The sequence below is a fragment of the Arthrobacter sp. P2b genome, from assembly GCF_900168295.1.
GTDB lineage: Bacteria > Actinomycetota > Actinomycetes > Actinomycetales > Micrococcaceae > Arthrobacter.
Genome location: NZ_FVZL01000009.1, coordinates 90,140 through 114,479, shown reverse-complemented (window position 1 = coordinate 114,479; position 24,340 = coordinate 90,140). Strand labels below are relative to the sequence as shown.

Genomic DNA, 24,340 nt, shown 5'->3' with positions numbered 1-24,340 from the left:
CTAAGCTAAGGGGCCGGCGGCAGTTCCCAGGTTACGTCCAGGGCACCCTGCTCCCGCAACAGTTGGTTCACCCGGCTAAAGGGCCGCGAGCCGAAGAAGCCGCGGGAGGCGGACAGCGGGCTCGGGTGGGCGCTGGACACAATCGGTGTGCCGCCCAGGAGCGGGCGGACCGATTCGGCTTCCTTCCCCCACAGCAGCGCAACCAGGGGCACGGGTGACCCGTCCGGAGAGCGGCGGCCGGCAACAGCGGCGACGGCCGCCGTCGTAATTTTCTCCCAGCCTTTGCCGCGGTGGGACCCTGCCGACCCGGCACGCACCGTCATCACCCGGTTCAGCAGCAGCACCCCCTGCTCCGCCCACGCGGACAGGTCGCCGTGGACCCGCGCCGGAATGCCGAGGTCATCCTCCAGCTCCCGGTAGATGTTGGCCAGGCTGCGGGGGATGGGCCGGGTGCGCTTGTCCACGGAAAAGGAAAGGCCCACGGCGTGACCCGGCGTGGGGTAGGGATCCTGCCCCACCACGAGGACTTTCACGCCGGCCAAGGGCTGGCGGAAGGCGCGCAGGACGTTCGACGGCGACGGCAGGACCTGGTGCCCCGCCGCGACTTCTGCGGCCAGGAAGGAAAGGACCTCCCGCAGGTCACCTTCCACGCCGGCCAGCGCGTCAGCCCAGTCTGGCGCCACGAGGTCTGCCAGCGGACGCTGCGCAAGCCCGGCAAAACCGATGGCGTCGGCTGGTTCACGCTCCAGTTCGAACAAGGCGTCTGATTCAAACATCGTCCCATTCTTGCAGGGGAACGCCGCCGGGATGGTTGTCGCGTTGCTTCCTTGCCTGGACCCGGGCGCAAATGACAACGCTGTTATTCGTCCGTAGCATGGGGGTAAGACATTTGCCCCTACCAGCGGAGGAGTGTGCCGTGGCGGAACCGGCCCGGGAACACATGCCCGGACATGTGCCGGAGCAGGAGCCGCGGAACCAGCTCCTGGCCGATTTCACCCTTCGGGACTCGCCGCTGGGTGAGCGCGAGCAGCAGATGCTTGCCCTCGAGCGGCAGTGGTGGAAGTACGCCGGAGCCAAGGAACAGGCCATCCGCGAGCTCTTCGACCTCTCCGCGACCCACTATTACCAGCTGCTCAACGCGCTGATCGACAGTGAGGATGCCCTGGCGCACGATCCCATGCTGGTCAAGAGATTGCGTAGACTACGTACGTCTCGCCACCGTGCACGCACCGCACGGCGCCTGGGGTCCGACGCCTAGGACGCCCCACGCCCTTCAGCAGCAATCACCAAGGATGTCCTTCCACCATGACCAAATACGCCCGCGATGAATTCGACAAGGTCCCCGAGAACTCGTCGCGCCAAGGTGTCCACCGCACGGCTTCCGCCCCGGCCCGGGTGCGGCTGTGGCCCATCCTGGCGGTGGGTCTCGTGGCCCTGGCCATTGGTGTGGTGTCCTTCCTGATCCTTCCCAAGATGGGCTTCGGCGGTACCGGCAGCCAGGCGTCAAGCCTGGCCGCCAGCCCGCTGGCGGACACCGGCGCAACGCAACCCGCCGCCCAGGAAAGCCCGGCAGAGCCCTCCGCCAACACAACACCCTCCGCCGAAGCTGTGCCGTCCGCCTCGAACGAGCCCTCGCCCAGCGCCGAGGCCGAAGCTGAGCCCACTCCCTCGGCCGATGCGCCGGTTTTCCTGGACAGGACCCAGCCGGTAGCCGTCTACAACGCGGCCGGGACGGCGGGGCTGGCAAGCCGCGTGGGCGGTACGGTCCAGGCGGACGGCTGGACGCTGGGACAGGTGGGCAACTGGGCCGGCGCGCCGCAGCAGGGCTCCACCATCTTCTACTCCGGTGCTGACCAGCTGGCGAACGCCCAGGCGCTGGCGGAACTGCTGGGAGTGCCCACCCTGGTGAGCAGTACGGAGTTCCAGGTGCCGCTGGTTGTGGTGCTGGGTCCGGGCTACCGCTAGGGCATTTTCTGTGGCACCGGTCACGCATCAGTAACGTTTGCCGCCCCTGCTCCACGCTGACTGCGGCGCCGGCCCGGCATTGGCTAGAGTAATTTCAGGCTTCGTTCCGGGGCCAGGCAGCAGACAGCGGCGCGGCTTCCCCGGTCTCAACGGAAAGAGTTGGTCATCATGGCACTGGGAACGGTCAAGTGGTTCAACGCGGAGAAGGGCTACGGCTTCATCACCGTGGACGGGTCCGGGGACGACATTTTTGTCCACTGGTCCGCCATCCAGGGTGAGGGCTACCGTGCACTCGACGAGGGCCAGCGGGTGGAGCTCGAAGTCGGCGAAGGCGAGAAAGGCCCCCAGGCCGAAAGCGTTCGGCCAGCCGAGTGAAGCCCCTGTTCCGCCCCGCCGCCCGGATCCGTCCGGCGCTTGCCCTCTCCCTGTGCGCCCTCCTGGCCGCGACGGCGTGTTCCGGCGTGACCGGCAACGCACGCGTCGAAGCAGCGGAGGCGTCCGGGGATGGCATCCTGCGCGTGGGCCTGGTCCTGGACAACACCGGTGACGGCAGCTTCCTCAACGCACCCCAGCTGGCAGCGGCCAGGCTCGCAGTCAAGGACATCAACGACGCAGGCGGCCACAAGGGCCGGCCCGTGGAGCTCCTCCCCGTCGCCACGGACCAGGACGCGGCAGCCCAGGCGCACGCCCTGGTAGCCGGAAAGGCCGACGTGGTGATCGGGCCCACCGATTCCAGCAACGCCGAAGCAACCATCGACGTCCTGTCCAGGGCACGCACGCCGCTGATCTCACCGGCCAACACTGCGGCGGGCCTCACCGGCACCGACTCCGGCGGCTACTACTTCCGGACAGCGGCCGCGGACGTGGCCCAGGCTCCCGTCCTGATCAAACTCGCCAAGGATGCCGGCGCCGCCACCGTCACCGTGCTGTACCAGGAGGGCTCCTACGGCAAGGACGTTTCGACGGCTGTTTCCGACGCAGCCGGGCAGTCCGGACTCAACGTCGCGGCGACGGAGGGGTTCACGCCGGGGGAGGCCGGCGGAGCCGCCGGTGAGGCAGCGAAAGCCGGATCCGATGCGGTGATCCTGATTGCACGCGAGGGTGCGCAGGGCGCGTTGGCAGAACTGAACAATGCCGGAGTAGCCGGGGACCGCATCATCATCAGCGACGGCGGCTTCGCCCGGTACGGGTCCACGCTGGGCGCCAGGGCCCTCGACGGCGCCCGCGCGTTGGTTCCGGGGCAGCTTCCCTCCGCGGGATTCCAGGAGCGGCTGCTGGCAGTCGACGGAAAACTGAAGGACGTATCGTTCGCGGCCGAGACATATGACGCGCTTACCCTTGCCGCCCTGGCCGCCGCCAGGGCGGAGGATGATGCAGGCCGCTCCGTCACGGCGAACCTGATCAGCGTGTCCGGGGGAGTGGCTGGGGCGCAGGCCCCCGCGGCTGCTGCCTGCGCCTCCTACAAGGAATGCCTGGCCGGACTGGCATCGGCGGGCGTCATAAATTACGACGGCGAATCCGGCCCGGTCGCGTTTGACGCCAACGGAGACATCACCACGGCCAACTTCATGGTGTTTACATACGGGGCCGACAACATTCCCGCGCCCAGCGGCCGGGAGACAGCGGGCCGCGCCGCGAGCTGATCGCCCTCGGCGAATACCAGGGCGGACTGCCGGTTGGGGGCCTCTTTCGCTTGCACTCTCACGTGGGGAGTGCTAATTATTGAGTTAGCACTCTGACGTACCGACTGCTAAAGCAAGGCCTGGTTCCGCCGGGCGGCGCACGGCAGCGGTCGAGGAGCGAAGAAACACCTAACTGGAGTGAGATCCCCACCCGGAGGCGTACAGAGGCCACCGGCAAAGGATCGTCCGTCGCGGGCACTGCAGCGAAGGTTCAATCTTAACGACTGTCCCGAAAGGACTACTGCCGTTATGGCCAAGATCATTGCATTTGATGAAGAGGCACGCCGCGGCCTTGAGCGGGGCCTGAACACCCTCGCCGACGCCGTTAAGGTCACCCTCGGCCCGCGTGGACGCAACGTCGTCCTCGAAAAGAAGTGGGGCGCCCCCACGATCACCAACGATGGTGTTTCCATCGCCAAGGAGATCGAGCTGGACGATCCCTACGAGAAGATCGGCGCCGAGCTGGTCAAGGAAGTTGCCAAGAAGACGGATGACGTCGCAGGCGACGGCACCACCACGGCTACCGTGCTGGCACAGGCCCTGGTCAAGGAAGGCCTGCGCAACGTTGCTGCCGGCGCCGACCCGCTGTCCCTCAAGCGCGGCATCGAGAAGGCCGTTGAGGCCGTCACCGCCGAGCTGCTGAACTCCGCCAAGGAAATCGAAACCAAGGAAGAGATCGCCGCTACGGCCTCGATCTCCGCCGGTGACGACGAAATCGGTGCCCTCATTGCCGAAGCCCTGGACAAGGTTGGCAAGGAAGGCGTCATTACGGTCGAGGAATCCAACACCTTCGGCCTGGAGCTGGAACTCACCGAAGGCATGCGCTTCGACAAGGGCTACATCTCCGCCTACTTCGTCACGGACGCAGAGCGGCAGGAAACGGTCCTCGAGGACCCGTACATCCTGATCGTCAACTCCAAGATCTCCAACGTCAAGGAACTGGTTGCTGTCCTGGAAAAGGTCATGCAGTCCAACAAGCCGCTGCTGATCATCGCCGAGGACATCGAGGGCGAGGCCCTGGCCACCCTGATCGTCAACAAGATCCGCGGCACCTTCAAGTCCGTTGCCGTCAAGGCCCCCGGCTTCGGTGACCGCCGCAAGGCACAGCTCGCCGACATCGCCGTCCTCACCGGCGGCCAGGTCATTTCCGAGGAAGTCGGCCTGAAGCTGGAGAACGCCGGCCTCGAACTCCTGGGCAAGGCACGCAAGGTTGTTGTCACCAAGGACGAGACCACCATCGTCGAGGGTGCAGGCGACGCCGACCAGATCGCCGGCCGCGTTTCCCAGATCCGCGCCGAGATCGAGAACTCCGACTCCGACTACGACCGCGAGAAGCTGCAGGAGCGCCTGGCCAAGCTGGCCGGCGGCGTTGCAGTCATCAAGGCCGGTGCCGCCACGGAGGTTGAGCTCAAGGAGCGCAAGCACCGCATCGAGGACGCAGTGCGCAACGCAAAGGCCGCTGTTGAAGAAGGCATCGTCGCCGGTGGCGGCGTGGCCCTCATCCAGGCAGGCGCCAAGGCATTCGCCAACCTGCAGCTGTCCGGCGACGAAGCAACCGGCGCCAACATCGTCCGTGTTGCCATCGACGCTCCGCTGAAGCAGATCGCCTTCAACGCCGGCCTCGAGCCGGGCGTTGTTGTTGACAAGGTCCGCGGCCTGCCCGCAGGCCACGGCCTGAACGCAGCCACCGGCGAATACGTCGACCTGCTGGCTGCCGGCGTCAACGATCCCGTCAAGGTGACCCGCTCTGCCCTGCAGAACGCGGCCTCCATTGCCGGCCTGTTCCTCACCACCGAGGCAGTTGTGGCCGACAAGCCCGAGAAGAACGCCGCTCCCGTTGGCGGCGGCGACGACATGGGCGGCATGGGCGGCTTCTAGCCTTCCTGCCGGGACCTGTCCCGCTGATACGACAAATGCGGCCCCCTCTGCGGAGGGGGCCGCATTTGTCTTTTATGCGGTCAGCGGTTGCCGTACGGTGTGGTGGTCCGGCACTGCCTGGTGGTCCGGTTCTGCAGTGCCTTTGCTACTTCCTGGCGCTGGACAGCATCCCCTCGACTTCCTTCTTGAAGGCCTCCGCCGCAGCCTGCGGGGTGAGGCGGTCGTACAGCACTTCGTCCGTGTAGCGCTTGATCACGTTTTGCACGCTGCCGGCCCCTACCGGCGGAACCGGCGGTGCTTCCTGGATGTCAGGTGAAATGTCCTTGAGGAAGGACACGACGGTGGTGTCCGCAGGCTTCAGCGCAGGAGTAATGCTGTCAACGATCTCGGGGTTGGTGGGCACGCCGCGGTCCGTCATCAGGATGCCGCCGGCCTCCGGGCTATTGGTGAGGTAGTTGATGAAGGTCGCAGCCTCCTCGGGGTGCTTTGAGCGCGACGAGGCGGACCAGAACATGGTGGGCTTGTAGTACATGCCGTTCTTCGCGGCCGAGCCGTCGACACTTGGTGCGCGGAGCATCTTGATGCTGCTGCCGGTGGTGGCTTCCAGCGAGCCGAGCTGGTTGGTCCACCACCAGGCCATGCCCACCCGGTTGGTTCCGAACAGGCTTTCCTCCAGGCCGGCCCCCGAGTCCTCCGTGGCCACCGTTGCCGGCGGGCTGGCCTTCGAGTCCCGCTGCTCCTTCAGCCGCTCCCAGAAGGACGCCGCCGTCGCGGTATCAAAGTCCAGCTTGCCGTCGCTGGAGTACAGGTCCTCGCCGTGCTGCCGCAGCCAGATGATCAAGTCAGCTTCGTTGCTGCCGTAGGCGGCGCCGTAGTTCTTTCCGTCACCGGTAGCGCTGATCTTCGACGCCGTTTCCATGAACTCGTCCCAGGTCCAGGTGGTGTCATCCGGGACAGGTACGTTCGCTGCCTCGAAGACCTTCGTGTTGGCCATAATGACGTAGGCGTTCTGGCCCGTGCTGAGCCCGTACTGCGCGCCGTCGTACTGCCCTGAAGCCAAGGCCTCCTTGTCCAGCTTGGAGGTGTCGATGCCGTCCTGCTTGGACAGATCCAGCAGCGCCCCCCGGCCGCCGTACTCGGCGATGTACTTCTGGTCCATCTGGATCACGTCGGGAGCATCGTTGGCGGCCGTTTTTGTGGCCAGCTTGTCCCAGTAGCTGCCCCATTCGCCGGGCTCGGATTCGATGTTGATGTTGGGGTGCTCCGCCTCGAAGGCTGCGATGACCTTTTCGGTCTGCCCGTTGAGGTACTCGTTGCCCCACCAGGCGAACCGCAGGGTAACCTGCTCATTACCGCCTGACCCGCCGGTTCCCCCGGAGGCGCCACAGCCTGTAGCCAGGATGGAGAGGGCCAGGGCCGCTGCGCCGAGCTGGAACTTGCGCCGGCTTACAGTCCGAATCGTCATTGATGTGCCTTCCTGGTACCGCCTCCCGGCAGGTCGGCATCCGTACCGCCGCCTGAGAAAGCGTTTTCTCATTTCAATAAGAGCGATTGTTCCCTGATCCATCCCTTCCGTCAAGAACTTTCGGTAACCGCTTTCCCGGTTGTTGGGCATAGGCGAGGGCAGGACCAGTCCGGGCGCTCCCGTGGGGCTGCGGGCGATCTGGCAGCAAAGGCCCGCATTGTGGTCCAGGTCTGGCAGGATGGACCGGTGACGATTACTGCAGCGGCTGACGGTTCGGCCTTGGGAAACCCGGGCCCGGCCGGCTGGGCCTGGTACGTGAATGATGATTGCTGGCGCGCCGGCGGGTGGCCCCACGGGACCAACAACCAGGGCGAACTGATGGCTGTCCTGGACCTGTTCCGGGCCACCGCCCACCTCCCGCAGGAGGACTTGCGCATCCTGTGCGACAGCCAGTACGTCATCAACTCGATCACCAAGTGGATGCCGGGGTGGAAGCGCAAGGGCTGGCGCAAGGCTGACGGGAAGCCGGTCCTGAATGTGGAGCTCCTGAAGGAACTGGACCGGGAGCTTGCCGGCCGGAAGTACACCTTCGAGTGGGTCAAGGGGCACGCCGGCCATGAACTGAACGAAGCGGCGGACGAGCGCGCCCGGGCTGCGGCCACCGCCTACCAGCAAGGCGTTGCTGCGCGGTCCGGCCCCGGGTTTCCAGGCTCCCACCTGGTTGCTGCTGGCCATGATGCACGTGGAGTGCCCGCTGCTGCAACACAGCGGGCGGCAGAAATGCCCCAGGCACCAGCCGCCAGGGCAACAACCCCTGGAACAGCCACCCGGACAACCGCCACCCGGACCGCAGGCATCCCGCCCGCCGCGGGTCCGGACGAGCTTGACCTGTTCAGCCAGCTGGAAACCGACCCCTTCGACGTCAGGGACGCGCAGAAGCAGGCCCCCTCGCCTGAAGCCCTGGTGGAGGAGCTGGAGCGGGAACTCCTGGGGCCGCTGGTGCGCGGCGACATCGGGCGGACAGCTGTTTTGCTGCACCCCGACTTCATGGAGATCGGCAGCTCAGGGCGTGTCTGGACGCGTGACGCCATGATGATGGCACTGGAAGAGGATCCCGGGGAACGGACAGACATTGAAATCCTGGGGGTGGACCGCATCGGCACGGGTGCCGTCCTGCTGACATACCGGAGCTTTGCCCGGTCCGGCACCACCCTCCGCAGCTCCCTGTGGGTCCTTGACGGCAACCGGTGGCGGCTGAGGTTCCACCAGGGAACACCCGAAGCGTAGCCGGCCCGGGCATCGCCGCCACTGTGCTGCGCCGCCACTGTCCTGTGCCGCCATTGTCCTGTGCCGCCACTGTCCTGGGCCGCCACTGAGGATGGTGCGGGCCGGCAGCCCCTCAGCTGAAGCGTTGGGTGTTGCCCTGCTCCGCCTGCACGTAGGTTGCGGCGGCCGATGCCAGCGCCGCGTTGATGGAAGCCAAAGATGCCTCCACCCTGCCCTGGGTGAGGGTCCACTCGGCGATCAAAGCCTGGAAGGTGGTGGCTGCCGAACCCCGCCAGGAGCCCTGCAGTTCGTCCAGGCCGTACTTCATGGCCTGGACATCGGCGCTGATCCTGTCCACTGTTGCCTGCACGTTAGCGGACTTCAGCTGAAGCAGTTCGGTATCGACGGAAATGATGCTCATGGCAGTGCCTTTCGCTGAGATGGGCAGCGGTGCGCTTCCCTGCCCGGCTGTTCCGGGCTGCTGCAACGAGCCTATGGATGCCCCTGTTGCCCCTGCCACGGCCGGAGGCTATATGTGGATAACCTCGCCGTCACTGCCTTGGGTGTCCGCCCGCTCCGGCGGGTCGCCGCGGTAGGGGAGGCTGACCACCAGGGTGGCGCCGCCGCCGTCGGTGGTTTCCACCCGCACGGAACCACCGTGGGATCCCACGATCGCAGCCACAATGGCCAGGCCCAGTCCGCTGCCGCCCGTTTCCCGGGTCCGGGAGGTGTCTGCCCGGTAGAAACGCTCAAAGACCTTGGACGCATCCTCGTCGGAAATGCCCGGCCCGTGGTCGCGTACTTCGATAATGGAGCGGGCTTCCCCGTCCACGGTCCGCACCCCGACCGCAAGTTCAATGGGCGAGCCCTCGGGGGTGTAACGCAAGGCATTGCCCACGAGGTTGCCCACCACCTGGCGGAGTTTGGCTTCGTCGCCCAGGACCGGGGCCGGAGTGGCGGTCCCGCCGTCGAGCCCGGTCAACGAAATCACTCTCGAACGGGCGCCGGCCTTGGTGTCCACCACAGCATCGTGGGCAACCAGCTGCAGGTCCACGGGCTTCTGCTGGAGCGGGCGCTGCTCATCAAGCCGGGCCAGAAGCAGCAGATCCTCCACCATGGACCCCATGCGCTTGGCTTCGCTTTCGATCCGGCCCATGGCGGTTGCCACATCCTCGTCCGTGGTCAATGCCCCGTGGCGGTACAGCTCGGAGAAGCCGCGGATGGTCACCAGCGGGGTGCGCAGTTCGTGGGAAGCGTCGGCGGCGAAACGGCGCATCCTTGCCTCGGAAGCGGTGCGAGCCGCGAAGGCGGTTTCGATGTGGGCGAGCATGGCGTTCAACGAACTGCTGAGCCGGCCGAGCTCGGTAGCCGGATTTTCCACCTCCACACGCCGGGACAGGTCGCCGGCAGCAATGGCGGCTGCCGTTTTCTCCACCCGCGCCAGGGGCCGGAAGGACCGGGAGACGGTCCAGCTCGCAATCAACGAGGCCAACAGGAGCGTGAGCAGGCCCACCCCGATGACCACCAGCGTGGCGTGCTTGAGGACGTCATCAACGCTTTGGAGCGGCAGCCCAATAACCACGACGGCGGGACGGTTGTTGGCGAGGACCCTAACGGCAACCACCCGCCAGTTCTCGCCGTCCGTGCCCCTTACCTGGTAAGGCAAACCGCCACGCAACTGGGCCTGCTCCACCGACATGGAGCTGATATCGGGACCGCCCCCGTCAGTGTCCCGGCTGAGTGGGAAGGGCTCCTCGTCGGGAACAAAAAGCGTCAGCGAGTAGTCGGTGGGAACCCTCGGGCTGGGCGCCTGCAGCTGGGTGAAGGAACCCTGCTCTTCGGCGAGGCGCACCGCCGCATTCAGCTTGTCATCCACCTGTCCCTGCAGGAAGCTGTGCAGCAGCGCAAGGGTGCCCGCACCGGTCACCGTCAACGCCACGATCAGCAGGGCCATGATCATGGCCACCAGCTGCGTCCTGAGGGAGGACGACTTCCACCGCTCCAGCAAGGTCAGCGCTTTTCTGCCGTCCGCAGCACGTAGCCCACGCCGCGCTTGGTCTGGATAAGCGCCGGGGCCTCGGGATCGATGTCCACCTTACGGCGCAGGTAGGAAATGTAGGACTCCACAATGGACGCATCGCCGTTGAAGTCGTACTCCCACACGTGGTCAAGGATCTGGGACTTGGACAGCACACGGTTGGGGTTCAGCATGAGGTAGCGCAGCAGTTTGAACTCGGTGGGGGAGAGCTCGATGACGGTGCCGCCGCGGCGGACCTCGTGGGCGTCGTCGTCGAGTTCCAGGTCGCCGACGCGGATGACGGCGTCGTCGTCCAGCAGGGGCTGGGTGCGCCGCAGGACAGCGCGGATCCGGGCCACCACTTCGTCGAGGCTGAAGGGTTTGGTGACATAGTCGTCCCCGCCCACCGTGAGGCCGGTGACCTTGTCCTCGGTGTCATCCTTGGCGGTCAGGAACAGCACCGGGAAGTGCTTGCCCGATGCGCGGAGCTTGCGGGTGACGGTGAACCCGTCCATGTCCGGAAGCATGACGTCCAGCACGGCCAGGTCGGGGGTGTGCGTATCCGCAGCCGCCAGGGCATCCCGGCCGTTGGCCGCCGAAACCACCTCGAACCCTGCGAACCGCAGCGAGGTGGACAGCAGCTCGCGGATGTTGGGTTCGTCGTCGACAACGAGGAGCTTCGCTTCTGGGCCGTTCTTGTTCATGCTCCCATCATGCTCCCAGTCTCTGGGAGTTGTCTGGATGCAGGATGAATGTTTTATGGACGCCAACGGACAGGCGACGTACCACGCACAAGGCAGGGTCCGCGGCCAGTACGCCGCGGACCCTGCCTGTCAGTACTCCATTCGTGATGGGTCGAGCCCGGGGCTTGACCCATCGTCACAACGCGTCTATTGAGGGATGTTCACATTCGAATCGTGATTACCGTAGCTCTTGTCGCCATAGGTGGCTCCACCCAAGGCACACAGCTGAGCGGAGGTAAGCCCCGATGGGGTCGTACCCAGTGAGGTCTTGTCCTCACCGTCCACGGTCACTGTGCTTGAGTACAACGAGTTATCGGCTTCCTTGCAGACCAGCACGATGATCTTGAAGTCGCGCGGATCTACGAACGTGAGGGACACAGTCCCGCCGGCGCCCACAGTCGCAAGTTGAGCAGTTGCGGTGTCATGCCCTGCAGGAGTCGTCGTTTCAACCACCCAGTAACTGCCCTGGACAATGTTCAGGAACGAGCAGGTGCCAGCGTCCGTCGTCGTGCAGGTGAATGCCGTTGCCGCGTCTTCGGCGCCAGGCCCTGTACCACCGGTAGGTGCGGCATCGGCGTACAGCGTGAAGACAGCACCGGCGAGCGGAACGCCGGGAGTGTCGTCATCGGTCTTCAATACATTGATGCGTCCCCTCTGGCTGTTCGTGAACGTGCACTTGACCGTCTCACCGGCCGCTGCAACGAACGTGGCCGTCCGTGTTGCCACATTGCCGGTGCTGTTGGAGTCGTCGCAAGCGATTCCTGTGAGGTCGAACCCCGGCGCCGGGTCGGTTTCCGTCGCCGTGTACGTGCCGGGCAGGATGCCTGCTGCTGTCAACGTTTGACCGTCGCTGATGGATCCGTTCAGCCCGGCAACATCACTCGTAAAGGCGAACGTTCCTGCCGTTCCGTCAGGAACTGTCTGCTTCTCCACGATGATGGTTGCGCGGGCGGTGTTGGTGTAAGTGCAGTCGACGGTGCCCTGGAAGCCGAGCGTGATGTTGATGGTTGCGCTGGTGCCTGATTGTGCCGCAGAGGTCCCCGTGCCCGTCACCGTACAACTGATACTCGTCAGGTCCCACCCTGCAGGAAGGCTGTTTTCGGTGATGGTGTAGGAACCTGGCTGGAGGGCCGAGCCGTAGTCGCGAAGGCCGCCGTTGCTGAGGGTGAAGGTGGCGGGAGTCAAACCGCCGGTAGTGGTGTAACCGAAAGTTCCATCGCCGCCCACTGTAGCCTTACGGATCTTGATGGAGCCGCACTTGGAGAAGTTGAGCGGCACAGGGGCGATGAAGTCTTTCAGCGCTGCGGTGAAAGAGTCCGAGGAACGGCTCTTCAGATATGCACCGCTGAACGTTTCGCAGGTATTTGCAGGAATGATGTTGGAATCAGTCAGGTTGATGGCTGCCTCGCCGAAAGTGCGCACGCTAAGGCTGCGGGGAGCGTCAGGGTTGATCGGATCTACCACCGCTTCCGTGTTGATGGACGCTTCGAAGTTCCCGTCGAGGGGTTGGACTTTGCCCCAGCAAGGAACAGTATTCGACGCTTCACAAACTGAAGCCGGGGCGCCCGTAGTCGTCCACAGATGGTAGCCGAGCACGGGAGTAACGCCGCCCTGGGCAAGATCATACTTAATCAGGACATCACCGTCACTGCGGACAGGGGTGACGCCATTGGCGGAAACAGCGGCGGACTTATTGAACTCGAAGTCCATGTTGGTGGTGCCGTTGGGCTCCTGGACCCGCTCCCACGCTAAGTAGGCGTAATCCTTGCCGTTGGCTTCGGTCTTCAGTTTCGAATAGAAGCGCGTCAAATCGCTCTTGTTGTTTGGGACCTGGCCTGAGACGACAGTCGGTACAGGGGTGTCTTCCTTGGTTCCCTGTCCGAACGAGTTGTCCTGTTGGCCTGTGGGCAGGTCCAGGCCGCAACCAACAATTGTGCCGGTGCAGCTGATCGCCGCATTGGCCCAGTCGTCCTCAACGCCATTCACCAACAGGTTGCCGTCACCGGCGTCGAAGGGACTACCGGGCAGGTTTGCCTGTGCCGATGTAACGCCGGAAAGGATTAGAGCCAGACAGGCGATTCCCGCGCCCCAACGGGCGCGCGTAATGTTTTTCATGGGTGTGTGCTCACTTCAGAGTGGCGAATGATGTTTCGGAGCAGGCAGGTGACCTGCGCCGGCGAAATCCCCAGCATCTCCCCAATATTTGATCGGTCGTGGCCCGCGCAGAGGGGCCCGGCCGGACTACTCCTGTCGTCGCTTCGTCGCGTAACGGAGTCGGTTGGGCAGCACGAAGCCAGCGGTCATTGCTGGTTGTGGCCGGGGCAAAGGATGGTCGATCTGCACATGTGAAGCCGCGTTCTACGAAGCGGACCAGGCCGTCAGCCCAGCCCTCAAGTCCCGATCTGAGTTCGGAACCTGTTGCCTATATGTAACCCAGCGCTCTGAACGTACTGCCGGGAAAGTGCGCGAACAATGTCCTCATCAACTCTTTGCGGTTTCCCGCAGTCTGCGCCTTTTCCCAAGTCGTTATGCTGCACGGACACGGCAGGTAGGAGTCCGCGGGTTCACCAGCCCAAGGTCCCCGGCTCTCCCTTGAACGGACCCACCACCCGGTCCGTGATCCAGCCGCCGTAGAAGCCGCCGGCCTGCGGACGCACGCGCTCGCCGTCCACCTCGCAGGAGTCCATCCTGCCGGGGTAGACCGCCACACGGTCTGCCAGGTCCCCGTATCCCGCGACGGGCTCGGGGTAGAACCAGGCCGCCCTTTCCGCTACAGCGCTGCCGCCCCGGACAGTGAGGTAGCGGGCTGTGCCTTTGAACTCGCAGAAGCTGCTTCCGGGTGCAGGCTCCAGGGCTCCCGGGATGAACGCGGAACGGGGCACGTAGTAGACGGGAGGATGGCTTGTCTCAAGGACACGGAGGGAATCCGTGGTGTCCAGGATCAGTTCGCCGCCGAGAATGATCCTGATCCGTTCCCGGCTCGGCTCGACGCGCGGCGGACGGGGGTAGTCCCAGACCGACTCCTGGCCTGGCAACGGAATGACCGGACGTATTTTCGGACGCATGCCTCCCAGTGTGCACCCATGGCGTGGCCGATGGGGCCGCGGTGCACACTTAGCCGGGCTGCCCCACGTCCTTGGCATCCATGATCCGGTACGCGTAGCCCTGCTCGGCAAGGAATCGCTGGCGCTTCGCGGCGAAGTCCTGGTCCAGGGTGTCCCTGGCCACCAGGGAGTAGAAGCGGGCGGCCCGCCCGTCCTTCTTGGGCCGCAGCAGCCTGCCCAGCCGCTGTGCCTCCTCCTGCCGGGAGCCAAAGGAACCTGACACCTGGATGGCCACGGAGGCCTCCGGCAGGTCGATGGAGAAATTGGCAACCTTGGACACCACAAGGGTCTGGATGTCGCCGGCCCGGAAGGCGTCGAAGAGCTTCTGGCGCACCTTCACCGACGTATCGCCCTTGATCACCGGCGCCTGCAGCCGTTCGCCGAGGTCGTCCAGCTGGTCGATGTACTGCCCGATCACCAGCAGCTGCTCCCCGGCATGCCGGGCCACGAGCTCCTCCACCACCAGGGTCTTGGATTCGGAGGTGGAACACAGCCTGTACTTGTCCGCGTCCTCGGCCATGGCGTAGGCAACCCGCTCGTCCTTCGGCAGGTCCACCCGGACCTCCACGCAATCGGCCGGGGCGATGTACCCCTGGGACTCGATGTCCTTCCACGGCGCGTCATAGCGCTTGGGTCCGATCAGGCTGAACACCTCGCCCTCCCGGCCGTCCTCCCTGACCAGGGTGGCGGTGAGCCCCAGCCGGCGCCGGGCCTGGAGGTCCGCTGTCATCCGGAAAATTGGCGCCGGCAGGAGATGGACTTCGTCGTAGATGATCAGGCCCCAGTCGTGGCCGTCCACCAGCTCCAGGTGCGGATACAACCCGCCGCGCTTGGTGGTGAGGACCTGGTACGTCGCGATGGTCACCGGACGGACTTCCTTCACCGCGCCGGAATACTCGCCGATCTCGTCGTCCGTCAAGGTGGTGCGCTTCAGCAGTTCGTCCTTCCACTGCCGGGCGGCCACGGTGTTCGTGACCAGGATCAGGGTGGTGGTTGATCCCGTGGCCATCGCCGCTGCCCCCACCAGCGTTTTGCCGGCCCCGCAGGGAAGCACCACCACGCCGCTGCCACCGGCCCAGAAATTCTCGCTGGCCAGCTGCTGGTAGGGCCGCAGCTTCCACCCGTCCTCGTTCAGGGCGATCAGGTGCGGGGTGCCGTCCACGTAGCCCGCAAGGTCCTCAGCGGGCCAGCCGATCTTGAGCAGGAGCTGCTTGAGCTGTCCGCGCTGGGAGGCGTGCACCACCACGGTTTCCCCGTCGATCCGGGGCCCCAGCAGGGGCTGGATCTTCTTGGCCCGGATCACTTCCTCCAGGACCGGATAGTCGTCCGTCCGCATGACCAGTCCATGCTGGGGGTCTTTTTCCAGGCGCAGCCGGCCGTACCGCGACATCGTCTCCTCGACGTCGATCAGCAGCGAATGCGGCACCGGGAACCGCGAGTACTTCAACAGCGTGTCGAGGACTCTCTCGGCGTCGAGGCCGGCGGCGCGGGCATTCCACAGTCCGAGCGGCGTCAGCCGGTAGCTGTGCATGTGTTCGGGAGCCCGTTCCAGCTCGGCGAACGGGGCAATGGCGTGCCGCGCCTCGGTGGCCAGCTCATGGTCCACCTCGAGGAGGATGGTTTTATCGCTCTGGACAATCAGGGGTCCGTCGTTCACGCGGGGGAGTCCTTCACTGGTGCAGTTCTTCTGCAGCCTCAATGTCGATAATGCGGTGGATGGACAGGACGCGTTCCGTTTCCTTTGCGGGGTCGAACACCCGCACGCGTCCGCCGCTCACCGATAAGGGAACAACGATTTCCAGGTTGGCATTCCCCAGGCTGTCCACCACGTTCATGCTGATCCGCTGCTTCAGCCTGATGGCGCGCTGCAGGGCCTCAAGCCCCAGCTGGGTGGCCGCCTCGCCTGGGTGGTCCCCTGACGGGGCAGGGCCGCCGTGGGCATGGCGTCCGACGGCGGGAGCGGCGTGCCGCAGCACGGCCAGTTGGGCGTCCACGTCCTCGGCTGCCGGCGCAGTGCGCGGTGCCGTGTAGACCGGCCGAAGGCTTTCCTGGGCGGCAGGAGTTCTGCGCAGCCGGACTGCGGGGTCTTCTGTTCCTTCCACCGTGGGGGAGAGGCCCAGGCTACGCAGGACCTGGGCTGCCTCCCTCGGCGGCGCAGTGGATATCACAACAGTGGGCGCGATGCGGACCAGGCCCAGCCGGGCTGCTTTGGGCCCGGACAGGAGCTCGGCAAGGGCTGATTCGTCGTCGCTCTGGATGAAGCTGGCGGCCGCGCCTACCCGCAGCCTGCCGTGCCGCGACGCCGTGTCCTCCACGAGGTATTCAAGCGGCTGGGGAACGGCGGTGGCGGAGTGTTCCCGCAGGAAGTCCAACAGGCCGGCGGCGTCGTAGCCGGCGTCGAGGGCGCGCCGGATGGAGTTGTCCGAGAACCGGTAGATGGTGGCGGGGCCCTGGCCTTCGGCATCGGCCATCACCAGAAGCTTTTCGGTCAGTTCAGGGGCCAGGTAGCCCGGCGCGACGGCGGTCAGGTCGGCCTGCAGGAGGACGTGGTTCAGCGCGGCAGGCAGGTGCTCGCCCAGGATGTCTAGGGCGGCATCGGGCCGGTCTTCGGCGAAGGCGCTGCCCAGCTGGCTCAGGGCGCCGGATCCCACCAGGCCGAGCAGTTCGGCTTCGGCGAGGACGCCCCGGATCAACGAACTGAACCGCCGCGCCATGCGTGGCTGGGCCCACTCGGCACGCTGGAGGACCGCGGCGGCGTCCAGCACCGGCGCCGTGCCGTCCGCCGCTGCCGCTTCGGTGGTGAGCTGGTGCAGGATTTCCAGGATGCGCTTGCGGATCACGGGAGCGTCGGGGCGCTGGGGCTCGGCGGACAACGCCACGATGGTGCTGCCGGAGGCCGTGCGGTGCCCTCCAGCCCCCTGGGCTCCATTGACGGGCTGGCCTACCAGCGACGGGACGCGTTCGCTGGCCAGCCAGGCGTTCACCAGCCACAGCCACTGTTCCTGGCGGGGGAGGACAAGCCACTCAAGCTGCGGGGGCTGGACCCAGGAGGAGGAATCGACATCGAGCCGGATCAGGCCCGCAAGTCCGCACAGTTCCAGCAGCAGCCCCACGCGTGCCTGGTCCACCCGGAGCTCGTCGGCGAGCCGGCGCATCTCCCGGACCCCCACCCCGCCGCTGCGCAGCGTGGCGAGCGGCTGCTCCCGTACGGCATGCAGCAGCTCACCCACCAGCCGCAGGGTTTCCGAGATGGCACTCATCGCCGCGTTCCTGCGCAGCAGTGCGGTGGTCCGGCCCAGTTCCGGGATGGGCGGTGAGAGCGTGAAATCGTTGATGATGGCTCCGCCACGCAGGGACACCCCTACGCTGTGCGGCAGCTCGACGTGTGCAGCATCCAGCGGCACCAGCAGGCCGCGGGCCAGAAGCCAGTCAACGGGCCCGACGTCGGACCCCTCCGTGGTGATGGAGGCTTTGCGCTGCGCCTGGGGGACGGCACCCATGGCCCAGTTGCGGAACCTGGCGAGCAACGCCGTCGTCCGCTCAGGGGCTCCGGCGAGGATCTCCTGCAGCGCCTCGGGGGAAGAGGTCCAGTGCTGGAGGGCGAGGGCTGCCTCCATGGGGGTAGTGGCGTCGTGGATCGCGACGCCGCTGCGGTGCAGTTCGGAGACCAGCTGGACCGCCCGCTGCGCGAACGCCGGCTGGAGGCGGACCAGCTCGGTGTAGCTCCTGCCCAGGCCTGCCGGGTAAAGGCCCACCACGTCCTTGAGGCAGCCCACCGGAAGGTAGAAGCGCTGCCTGGCGGCGGAGGACGGGGTTCCGTGCGGCGGCGATGCCCGGTGTACCAGGGCCAGTTCCTGCAGCGTTGCCAGGATCCGTTCAACTGCGGCGAGCGTGGCGCCGGAGATCATTTTCCTGAGACCGGCCGCCGAGGCGCTGTGCTCAGTGTCCGTGTTGGTGCACAAATGGAGGGTTTCGAGGACCTGCATCTGCGGCCGGTTGAGCCGTTCGAGGGCCCGCTGGACGCTGACCCGTGCACTTGCCCGTGCGGCGAGGGCGGAAAAATCCGGAACAGTGGGGGAGATGAGGTCCGGCCGCGCGGCGAACAGCGCCCGCAACGAGTCATCGCTGCGTGCCTCAAGGTCCTTGCTGAGCGCGCGAATAAGGGACATCAGTCCAACGTTACCGCTGGTCAGGCTTTCCTGCCCGGCGGCGCCCGGCAACACTGTCCAGAACAAGGAAAAGCATAAGGAGGAACGCCACAGGCAAACCGTACAGTGCGGAATAGGTGACCCACGCCGGCGCCACCGAGCCGGCGAAGGCAAGCGCCATGACGGCTCCCACGGCGGCCAGGGAGAGCACGGCAATGACTGCGGCGACGATCATGATGGGCCGCCGGTATCGCGAGGGTGTCATGGACGTAACGCTACAGCCCCTGCGGCGGCGGGCGTGAACGGCGTTACCTGACGCCGTTGAAAGCAGGATTCGGGCACCGGGCAGGATAACCTTGAAAGATATAGACCAACACGGTTTGCAGCTGCCATACCTTGAACCCGCACAACACTGCGGATGCGGTGGCGGCCGGCCGTGTCTCACGACAGCAGAACGAAGAAGGTTGATTACGTGCCTACCGGCAAGGTCAAGTGGTATGACAAGGACAAGGGCTTCGGGTTCCTCGCAGGCGAGGACGGCCAGGAGGTTTTCCTGCCCAAATCGTCGCTGCCCGAGGGTGTAACGGAGCTCAAGGCCGGCACCCGCGTGGAGTTCGGCGTTGCCGACGGCCGGAAAGGTGCGCAGGCCCTGGGCCTGCGTGTCCTGGACAAGACGCCGTCCATCGCCAAGGCCAAACGGCCCAGCGCAAGGGACCTTGCTCCGCTGGTCCAGGACCTGGTGAGCGTGCTGGACAACCTGTCCGGCACCCTGTCCAAAGGCAAATACCCGGAAGGCAACAAGGGCAAGGCCATCGCCGCTGCCCTGCGTAAGGTTGCCGACGAGCTGGACGTTTAGGCACCGATGACTCCGGAAGCTGAACAGCCGGCGGCACAGGCGCAGGACCAGGCAGGTCCCACTCCGGGGGAGGCCGGGACCGCAGCCCCCGCAGGTGCGAAAAGCACTGCAAAGCGCCCGCCGGCAGGTGTGCCGGTGTGGCGGACCGGCAAGCCTGATGCCTTCCTGGCTGCCGCCGTCGACACCGCCCGCGCCGCCCTGGAAGGCATCACCGCCGCCTCCGACATCGGGCCCCACCTCGCGGCCAAAAGCGAGGGCGACCGCCTCGTGACGCACCTGTTCGAGTCGAAGCTTGCCGGCTACGCAGGGTGGCAGTGGTACGCGGTTCTTACCCGCAACTCCCGTTCCAAAGTGGTTACCGTCAGCGAGCTGGGCCTGCTGCCGTCCGAGGATTCCATCCTGGCCCCGGAGTGGGTGCCGTGGGCGGAGCGGGTCCGGCCCGAGGACGCGCAGGAACAGGAAGCCGAGACTTCGGAACAGGAGACGGCGCCGGCGGACGCCGCCGGACCGGTTTTGGACGGGGTACCGTCGGGGCATGAGGGCGCCGCCCAGGACGTGCAAGCCCCGGACGTGGAGCCTACGGATCTGGAACCAACGGACTCTGATCCGGCGGACACTGATTTTGGAGAGCAGTCTTCCGGGGACGACGCCGGCACGCAGTAAGTGCCGACGTCTCCCAACGGGGGACATGCAAAGCGGGGACACAATAACGGCGCCGCCCGGGCAGGACCCGGGCGGCGCCGTCGAACGTTAAAGGCGTCCCTGCGGCCTACTTCCGCAGCTCGCCCACCACGTAGTCGATGCTGGCCAGCAATGCGGAAACATCAGCCGGCTCGATGGCAACGAATGTTGCGATGCGCAGCTGGTTGCGGCCAAGCTTCCGGTACGGCTCGGTGTCCACAATGCCGTTGGCGCGCAGGACCTTGGCCACCACGGCGGCGTCCACGGACTCGTCAAAGTCGATGGTGGCGATGACGTTGGAGCGTTCATCCGGGTTGGCGACGAACGGGGTGGCGAATTCCGAAGCCTCAGCCCATGAATAGATGCGGCCAGCAGAGTCCGCCGTGCGCTTGGCCGCGAATTCGAGGCCGCCGTTCGAGTTCAGCCACTGCACCTGGGCATCCAGGGTCACCAGGGTGGACAGCGACGGGGTGTTGTAAGTCTGGTTCAGGCGCGAGTTGTCGATGGCGGTCTGCAGGTCCAGGAAATCCGGGATCCAGCGGTCGCTGGCCTTGATCCGGGCGGCGCGTTCCACGGCAGCGGGGGAGAACAGGCCAAGCCACAGTCCGCCGTCGGAGGCAAAGTTCTTTTGCGGTGCAAAGTAGTAGACGTCGCTCTCTGCAACGTCTACGTCCAGGCCGCCGGCAGCCGAGGTGGCGTCCACCAGCACCAGCGCGCCCTCATCGGCACCTGCCACCCGCTGCACGGGAGCGGAAACACCCGTGGAGGTCTCGTTCTGGGGCCAGGCGTAAACGTCCACGCCTGCTTCGGCCGTGGGCACAGGGCGGGTGCCCGGCTCGGACTTGATGATTGAGGAGGCATCCAGGAAAGGAGCCTTGTTGGTTGCGGCCGCAAACTTGGACCCGAACTCACCGAAGGACAGGTGCTGGGCCTTCTTCTCCACGAGTCCGAAGCTGGCAATATCCCAGAATGCCGTGGAGCCGCCCACGCCCAGGACTACTTCATAACCTTCGGGTGCGCGGAAGAACTGGCTCAGGCCTTCGCGGACCGAGCCAACGAGGTTCTTGACCGGGGCCTGCCGGTGGGAGGTACCCAGGATGTTCTTTGATGCCGCGGACAGCGCATCAATCTGCTCCTGCCTGACCTTGGAAGGTCCTGCGCCGAACCGCCCGTCCTGAGGCAGGAGGTCGGCGGGAATAGTGATGCTGGGTTCGCTCACAGGGGCTCCAATTTCGGCGTGGACGTGGCTTTGGTCCGAACGGGTGGATGGTCGCTGGCCGGCAGTCGGCAATGACTGCAACTGAGGCCTTTCCCATTCTGCCTGAACAGCTGTTTCGGCGGGAACCGGACCCGTCATAGTCCAGCCATTGAGACGTCCTGGGGGCAACCGCGAACTATTCGGACAAAGTCAAAATAGGCTAAGCTTGCCACCGGACTACGTCGCAGTGATAGGCGATACGGTGGGACAACGCAAGGTACTGCGCTCGAGGAGCTGAGCTGGATGACGGATCTGATCGACACTACGGAAATGTACCTTCGCACCATTTTGGAGCTTGAGGAAGAGAACATTATTGCCCTGCGGGCCCGTATTGCCGAGCGGCTCCGCCACTCGGGACCCACGGTCTCCCAGACCATCGGCAGGATGGAGCGGGACGGGCTGGTGGTGGTGTCCGGCGACCGGCACCTTGAGCTCACCGAAACCGGCCGCAAGCGCGCCACCGAAGTGATGCGCAAGCACCGGCTGGCCGAGAGGCTCCTGGCCGACGTCATCGGACTCGATTGGGCGTACGTGCACGACGAAGCCTGCCGGTGGGAACACGTCATGAGCGAACGGGTGGAGCGGCGCATCTACGAGATGCTCGACCACCCCACGGAGTCGCCCTACGGCAATCCCATCCCGGGACTCGCTGCCCTGGGCGGCCAGCCCCTGCCGGGCGGTTCCGACGGAGCCGTGAGCCTGCTGGAAGCGATGAAAACGTACGGTCCTGCGTCGACGGTCACCGTCAGCCGGCTGGCCGAACCCATCCAGGTGGAGCCCGAACTGCTGGTCCAGCTTGATGAGGGCGGCATCCGCCCCGGCGCCACCGTGTCGCTCGAACGGGTGGGGGACTACATCTCCGTGCGGGTACCCGGCATCGAAGGTGCGCTGGAGCTTCCTCCGGAAGTGGCCGCCCACGTGTTTGTCACGGTCCGGTAGAGGACCCGCCCGGGCGCGATTACCCTATCGAATGGCATTTAGGCAAAGATAACGGAATTGTTACTTTGGGCTTTAAGCCTCTATAGTTGAACGCGAGCGTTGATACTAAAGCGTTACCTGATCCGGAGCCGAGCTCTGCCAGCGGACCAGGTGCACGAGCAATAACTGGCAGAGGCGGGGGAACCACAAGCGGCAGCGGGGGACTGCCTTGGGGTGAAGTCCGTCAGCAGCAAGCCTCTTCCAGCGAAGGAACCCTTTCCGGGGATATCTCTGTGCCGAAGCTTGCCTACGGCGGACCGGGTCTTTGAACTCTCTGACCCGAATCCGACAGCTAACTTCGCAGGCTTTCAGAGAGGAATCCTTCTTGTCCATGCAGACCTCCAGGGGGCGCCGCCGCGCGGCCAGCCCCGCTTCGACGCCGCGTGTCGTCGAAGTCATCCACACGGAGCGCCCCCGCGATCTCCACCGTGATGCGCGCCGTCGTCGGGGTCCCTTCCAGCAGATCACCGAGTTTGCCTCCGCCAGCGGCATCGGCCAAAAAGCCGGTATTGCCCTTGCCGCCACCGGCCTGGTGCTGACCGTGACTGTTCCGGCCACCAGCCCCGTGATGGCCACCGACGCCGGAGGCACACCTGTCGCTGCCTCGGCAGTTACGCCCCAGCCGGCTGTCACCGCCGAGGCGGGAGCCCAGATTGACTTCAGCCGCTCGGCGGTTGTCACGCAGGCTGACCCGGACGGCAAGCTTAAGCAGCTCCTCAGTGCCCAGTCTGCCGGCGCCGTCTCGAGCGCCGCTTCTGCCGGGAGCCTTGGTGCCCCGCTCGCCACCATGTCCACTGCATCCCCCTTCGGCTACCGTGTCAGCCCCATCACCGGCGGCTCGGGCGACTTCCACCGGGGCCAGGATTATGTGGCACAGTGCGGCACCTCCGTCCTCGCTGCTGCCACCGGCACCGTGACATTTGTTGGCTGGCACCAGTACGGCGGTGGAAACCGCGTTGTGGTGGACCACGGCAACGGCCTGGAGACCACCTACAACCACCTGTCGTCCTTCAATGTGACAGAAGGCCAGACGGTCTCCCGCGGCGACGTTGTCGCGCTGAGCGGGACCACCGGAGCTTCCACCGGCTGCCATCTCCACTTTGAGGTGCAGGTCAACGGCGAAGTTGTCGATCCCACGCGCTGGCTTTAGTCAAATGAGTGCAATGTCTCACTTGGGTGTTACCAGCCGTGACCTGAATGTGACATTGCTGCAAAACTCCTGTACTGTCTAACTCGCGTCAACTTTTCCGAAGTTGACGCTCTTGAGTGGATTGCCTAGCTCTGCCACCGCTCAAGGTCCGTTCGCATTTCATCGTCTGGCAGGGGCGGGGGAACCAATTTTGGCCTTCTTCATGAAGGCCTTGGGGTTAAGTCGCAAAGCTTCCTTGGAAGCCGCGCGGCCGGGTGACTCCCATCCGAATCCGACAGCTCACCTCGCAGGCATTGGGAGAGGCTACCTTCGTGTCTTCACGCCATAATTCTGCGCGCCACCGTGCACAAACGGTTCGTACCAACCCTTTGGATGCCATGTCCAAGGCTGTTAGTGCCAATGCCGGGACAGTAGGTCGCCAGGCAGCAGTTGTCGCAGCTGCTTCCGGTCTTGTTCTTGGTATGGGGCTGCCTGCCACTGCAGCGGACACCACCGCTGGTGTCTCCGCTTCCACCGAGTCGGGTTCCGCGCAGACCGCCCTTGCCGTCACCGCCGAGCCCACCGCGACCGTTTCCTTCGAACGCCCCGTGGTGACCACCATCGCTGCGCCGAAGATCGAGCCGGTCCGTGCCCAGTCCACCGACGCCGACGAAGCCGACGCCGACGATGATTCAGCTGCGGCCACCACTGCATCCACCGCAGAAAAGGCAGTGGCGGCGGTGAGCTCAGCAGCCACCTCCGGCCTCGCGGCCATCGCCTACACCGGCATCGGGAGCCCCTACGTCTGGGGCGGCACCACCCCCAACGGCTGGGACTGCTCAGGCTTCACCCAGTGGGTTTACGCCCAGGCCGGCATCAGCATCCCGCGCGTCAACGCCTGGACGGCCATGACACCCACCTCCACCCCGCAGCCGGGCGACCTGGTCATGCAGAATGGCGGCGCACACGTGGGCATCTACGTTGGCAACGGCATGATGATCAGCGCCCTCAACCCTTCCCAGGGCACGCTGCTGCACTCCGTGGCCGCCACCGGAACCTCCTCCTTCTACACCCTGGGCAAATAGTTCTTGGGAGCTTCGGCCCCGGGAACTATTTCTTTGCCCCCTGTTTTTCGCTAGATCACACATCCCCGTTCGGGGCGCGCCGACA

At 65.5% G+C, this 24,340-nt stretch carries 22 protein-coding genes and 2 riboswitches; of the genes, 11 read left to right on the top strand and 11 right to left on the bottom strand.

What is annotated here, in order from left to right:
- Positions 1-5: 5 nt before the first annotated feature.
- Positions 6-776 carry a uracil-DNA glycosylase gene (locus tag B5520_RS14870; protein ID WP_079597855.1) on the bottom strand — a complete coding sequence of 257 codons (771 nt, stop codon included), beginning with the start codon at positions 774-776 and terminating at the stop codon, positions 6-8.
- A 140-nt stretch (positions 777-916) separates the two neighbouring features.
- On the opposite strand from B5520_RS14870, the gene B5520_RS14865 reads away from it, so the two are divergent.
- From B5520_RS14865 to groL, 5 genes are all read left to right on the top strand, one after another.
- Entirely contained in the window at positions 917-1,258 is a 342-nt protein-coding gene (locus B5520_RS14865; RefSeq protein WP_079597854.1) for a DUF3263 domain-containing protein, read from the top strand.
- A gap of 47 nt (positions 1,259-1,305) precedes the next feature.
- Entirely contained in the window at positions 1,306-1,965 is a 660-nt protein-coding gene (locus tag B5520_RS14860; protein ID WP_079597853.1) for a LytR C-terminal domain-containing protein, read from the top strand.
- Between the two features lie 168 nt (positions 1,966-2,133).
- Positions 2,134-2,340 carry a cold-shock protein gene (locus B5520_RS14855; RefSeq protein ID WP_015936110.1) on the top strand — a complete coding sequence of 69 codons (207 nt, stop codon included), beginning with the start codon at positions 2,134-2,136 and terminating at the stop codon, positions 2,338-2,340.
- On the top strand, positions 2,337-3,608 hold the full coding sequence (locus B5520_RS14850; protein WP_079597851.1) for an ABC transporter substrate-binding protein: 1,272 nt from the start codon (positions 2,337-2,339) through the stop codon (positions 3,606-3,608). The genes B5520_RS14855 and B5520_RS14850 overlap by 4 nt, the downstream gene beginning before the upstream one ends.
- 288 nt (positions 3,609-3,896) lie before the next feature.
- Positions 3,897-5,525 carry a chaperonin GroEL gene (groL, locus tag B5520_RS14845; protein ID WP_079597850.1) on the top strand — a complete coding sequence of 543 codons (1,629 nt, stop codon included), beginning with the start codon at positions 3,897-3,899 and terminating at the stop codon, positions 5,523-5,525.
- 145 nt (positions 5,526-5,670) lie between these two features.
- On the opposite strand, the gene B5520_RS14840 is transcribed toward groL, so the two are convergent.
- Positions 5,671-6,990: an ABC transporter substrate-binding protein gene (locus B5520_RS14840; protein WP_079597849.1), complete on the bottom strand. Its 1,320-nt coding sequence runs from the start codon at positions 6,988-6,990 to the stop codon at positions 5,671-5,673.
- A gap of 246 nt (positions 6,991-7,236) precedes the next feature.
- Between B5520_RS14840 and B5520_RS14835 the strand changes: the two genes are divergently transcribed.
- Complete coding sequence (locus tag B5520_RS14835) at positions 7,237-8,277, top strand: ribonuclease HI family protein (protein WP_079597848.1); 1,041 nt, start codon at positions 7,237-7,239, stop codon at positions 8,275-8,277.
- 112 nt (positions 8,278-8,389) lie between these two features.
- On the opposite strand, the gene B5520_RS14830 is transcribed toward B5520_RS14835, so the two are convergent.
- From B5520_RS14830 to B5520_RS14795, 8 genes are all read right to left on the bottom strand, one after another.
- Positions 8,390-8,677, bottom strand: a complete 288-nt coding sequence (locus B5520_RS14830) for a WXG100 family type VII secretion target (RefSeq protein WP_079597847.1) — start codon at positions 8,675-8,677, stop codon at positions 8,390-8,392.
- Between the two features lie 108 nt (positions 8,678-8,785).
- On the bottom strand, positions 8,786-10,264 hold the full coding sequence (locus tag B5520_RS14825) for a sensor histidine kinase (RefSeq protein WP_176156880.1): 1,479 nt from the start codon (positions 10,262-10,264) through the stop codon (positions 8,786-8,788).
- A gap of 2 nt (positions 10,265-10,266) precedes the next feature.
- The gene (locus B5520_RS14820; protein ID WP_079597846.1) at positions 10,267-10,977 is read right to left on the bottom strand and encodes a response regulator transcription factor; all 711 of its coding nucleotides are present in this window, start codon (positions 10,975-10,977) and stop codon (positions 10,267-10,269) included.
- Between the two features lie 186 nt (positions 10,978-11,163).
- Entirely contained in the window at positions 11,164-13,131 is a 1,968-nt protein-coding gene (locus B5520_RS14815; RefSeq protein WP_079597845.1) for an MSCRAMM family protein, read from the bottom strand.
- 449 nt (positions 13,132-13,580) lie between these two features.
- A complete protein-coding gene (locus tag B5520_RS14810; RefSeq protein WP_079597844.1) occupies positions 13,581-14,081 on the bottom strand; it encodes a DUF427 domain-containing protein in 501 nt (166 codons plus the stop codon).
- Positions 14,082-14,130: 49 nt separating this feature from the next.
- On the bottom strand, positions 14,131-15,777 hold the full coding sequence (locus B5520_RS14805; RefSeq protein ID WP_079597843.1) for a DNA repair helicase XPB: 1,647 nt from the start codon (positions 15,775-15,777) through the stop codon (positions 14,131-14,133).
- 13 nt (positions 15,778-15,790) lie between these two features.
- Positions 15,791-18,289, bottom strand: coding sequence for a helicase-associated domain-containing protein (locus B5520_RS14800; RefSeq protein WP_079597842.1), 2,499 nt, complete (start codon positions 18,287-18,289; stop codon positions 15,791-15,793).
- Between the two features lie 10 nt (positions 18,290-18,299).
- Positions 18,300-18,533, bottom strand: a complete 234-nt coding sequence (locus B5520_RS14795; RefSeq protein ID WP_079597841.1) for a hypothetical protein — start codon at positions 18,531-18,533, stop codon at positions 18,300-18,302.
- Between the two features lie 207 nt (positions 18,534-18,740).
- On the opposite strand from B5520_RS14795, the gene B5520_RS14790 reads away from it, so the two are divergent.
- Positions 18,741-19,124 carry a cold-shock protein gene (locus B5520_RS14790; RefSeq protein WP_009358151.1) on the top strand — a complete coding sequence of 128 codons (384 nt, stop codon included), beginning with the start codon at positions 18,741-18,743 and terminating at the stop codon, positions 19,122-19,124.
- Between the two features lie 6 nt (positions 19,125-19,130).
- The gene (locus B5520_RS14785) at positions 19,131-19,787 is read left to right on the top strand and encodes a DUF3027 domain-containing protein (protein WP_079597840.1); all 657 of its coding nucleotides are present in this window, start codon (positions 19,131-19,133) and stop codon (positions 19,785-19,787) included.
- A gap of 106 nt (positions 19,788-19,893) precedes the next feature.
- Here the strand turns inward: B5520_RS14785 and serC are convergent, their stop codons facing one another.
- Complete coding sequence (serC, locus tag B5520_RS14780; protein WP_079597839.1) at positions 19,894-21,024, bottom strand: phosphoserine transaminase; 1,131 nt, start codon at positions 21,022-21,024, stop codon at positions 19,894-19,896.
- Between the two features lie 282 nt (positions 21,025-21,306).
- Between serC and B5520_RS14775 the strand changes: the two genes are divergently transcribed.
- The 3 genes from B5520_RS14775 (at position 21,307) to B5520_RS14765 (ending at position 24,255) form a co-directional block, all read left to right on the top strand.
- Complete coding sequence (locus B5520_RS14775; protein ID WP_079597838.1) at positions 21,307-22,002, top strand: metal-dependent transcriptional regulator; 696 nt, start codon at positions 21,307-21,309, stop codon at positions 22,000-22,002.
- Between the two features lie 116 nt (positions 22,003-22,118).
- Positions 22,119-22,362: riboswitch (cyclic di-AMP (ydaO/yuaA leader) on the top strand.
- Between the two features lie 10 nt (positions 22,363-22,372).
- The gene (locus B5520_RS14770) at positions 22,373-23,191 is read left to right on the top strand and encodes a M23 family metallopeptidase (RefSeq protein WP_079597837.1); all 819 of its coding nucleotides are present in this window, start codon (positions 22,373-22,375) and stop codon (positions 23,189-23,191) included.
- A gap of 122 nt (positions 23,192-23,313) precedes the next feature.
- Positions 23,314-23,498: riboswitch (cyclic di-AMP (ydaO/yuaA leader) on the top strand.
- A 70-nt stretch (positions 23,499-23,568) separates the two neighbouring features.
- Positions 23,569-24,255 (top strand): C40 family peptidase, encoded by a 687-nt coding sequence (locus tag B5520_RS14765; RefSeq protein WP_079597836.1) that lies wholly within the window; start codon positions 23,569-23,571, stop codon positions 24,253-24,255.
- Positions 24,256-24,340: the final 85 nt, after the last annotated feature.

Coding starts and splice junctions, on each gene's coding strand:
- B5520_RS14840 (WP_079597849.1), bottom strand. CDS start 6,990: ATGACGATTCGGACTGTAAGCCGGCGCAAGTTCCAGCTCGGCGCAGCG.
- B5520_RS14830 (WP_079597847.1), bottom strand. CDS start 8,677: ATGAGCATCATTTCCGTCGATACCGAACTGCTTCAGCTGAAGTCCGCT.
- B5520_RS14770 (WP_079597837.1), top strand. CDS start 22,373: ATGCAGACCTCCAGGGGGCGCCGCCGCGCGGCCAGCCCCGCTTCGACG.
- B5520_RS14820 (WP_079597846.1), bottom strand. CDS start 10,977: ATGAACAAGAACGGCCCAGAAGCGAAGCTCCTCGTTGTCGACGACGAA.
- B5520_RS14800 (WP_079597842.1), bottom strand. CDS start 18,289: ATGTCCCTTATTCGCGCGCTCAGCAAGGACCTTGAGGCACGCAGCGAT.
- groL (WP_079597850.1), top strand. CDS start 3,897: ATGGCCAAGATCATTGCATTTGATGAAGAGGCACGCCGCGGCCTTGAG.
- B5520_RS14765 (WP_079597836.1), top strand. CDS start 23,569: ATGTCCAAGGCTGTTAGTGCCAATGCCGGGACAGTAGGTCGCCAGGCA.
- B5520_RS14870 (WP_079597855.1), bottom strand. CDS start 776: ATGTTTGAATCAGACGCCTTGTTCGAACTGGAGCGTGAACCAGCCGAC.
- B5520_RS14860 (WP_079597853.1), top strand. CDS start 1,306: ATGACCAAATACGCCCGCGATGAATTCGACAAGGTCCCCGAGAACTCG.
- B5520_RS14855 (WP_015936110.1), top strand. CDS start 2,134: ATGGCACTGGGAACGGTCAAGTGGTTCAACGCGGAGAAGGGCTACGGC.
- B5520_RS14810 (WP_079597844.1), bottom strand. CDS start 14,081: ATGCGTCCGAAAATACGTCCGGTCATTCCGTTGCCAGGCCAGGAGTCG.
- B5520_RS14775 (WP_079597838.1), top strand. CDS start 21,307: ATGACGGATCTGATCGACACTACGGAAATGTACCTTCGCACCATTTTG.
- B5520_RS14785 (WP_079597840.1), top strand. CDS start 19,131: ATGACTCCGGAAGCTGAACAGCCGGCGGCACAGGCGCAGGACCAGGCA.
- B5520_RS14815 (WP_079597845.1), bottom strand. CDS start 13,131: ATGAAAAACATTACGCGCGCCCGTTGGGGCGCGGGAATCGCCTGTCTG.
- B5520_RS14795 (WP_079597841.1), bottom strand. CDS start 18,533: ATGACACCCTCGCGATACCGGCGGCCCATCATGATCGTCGCCGCAGTC.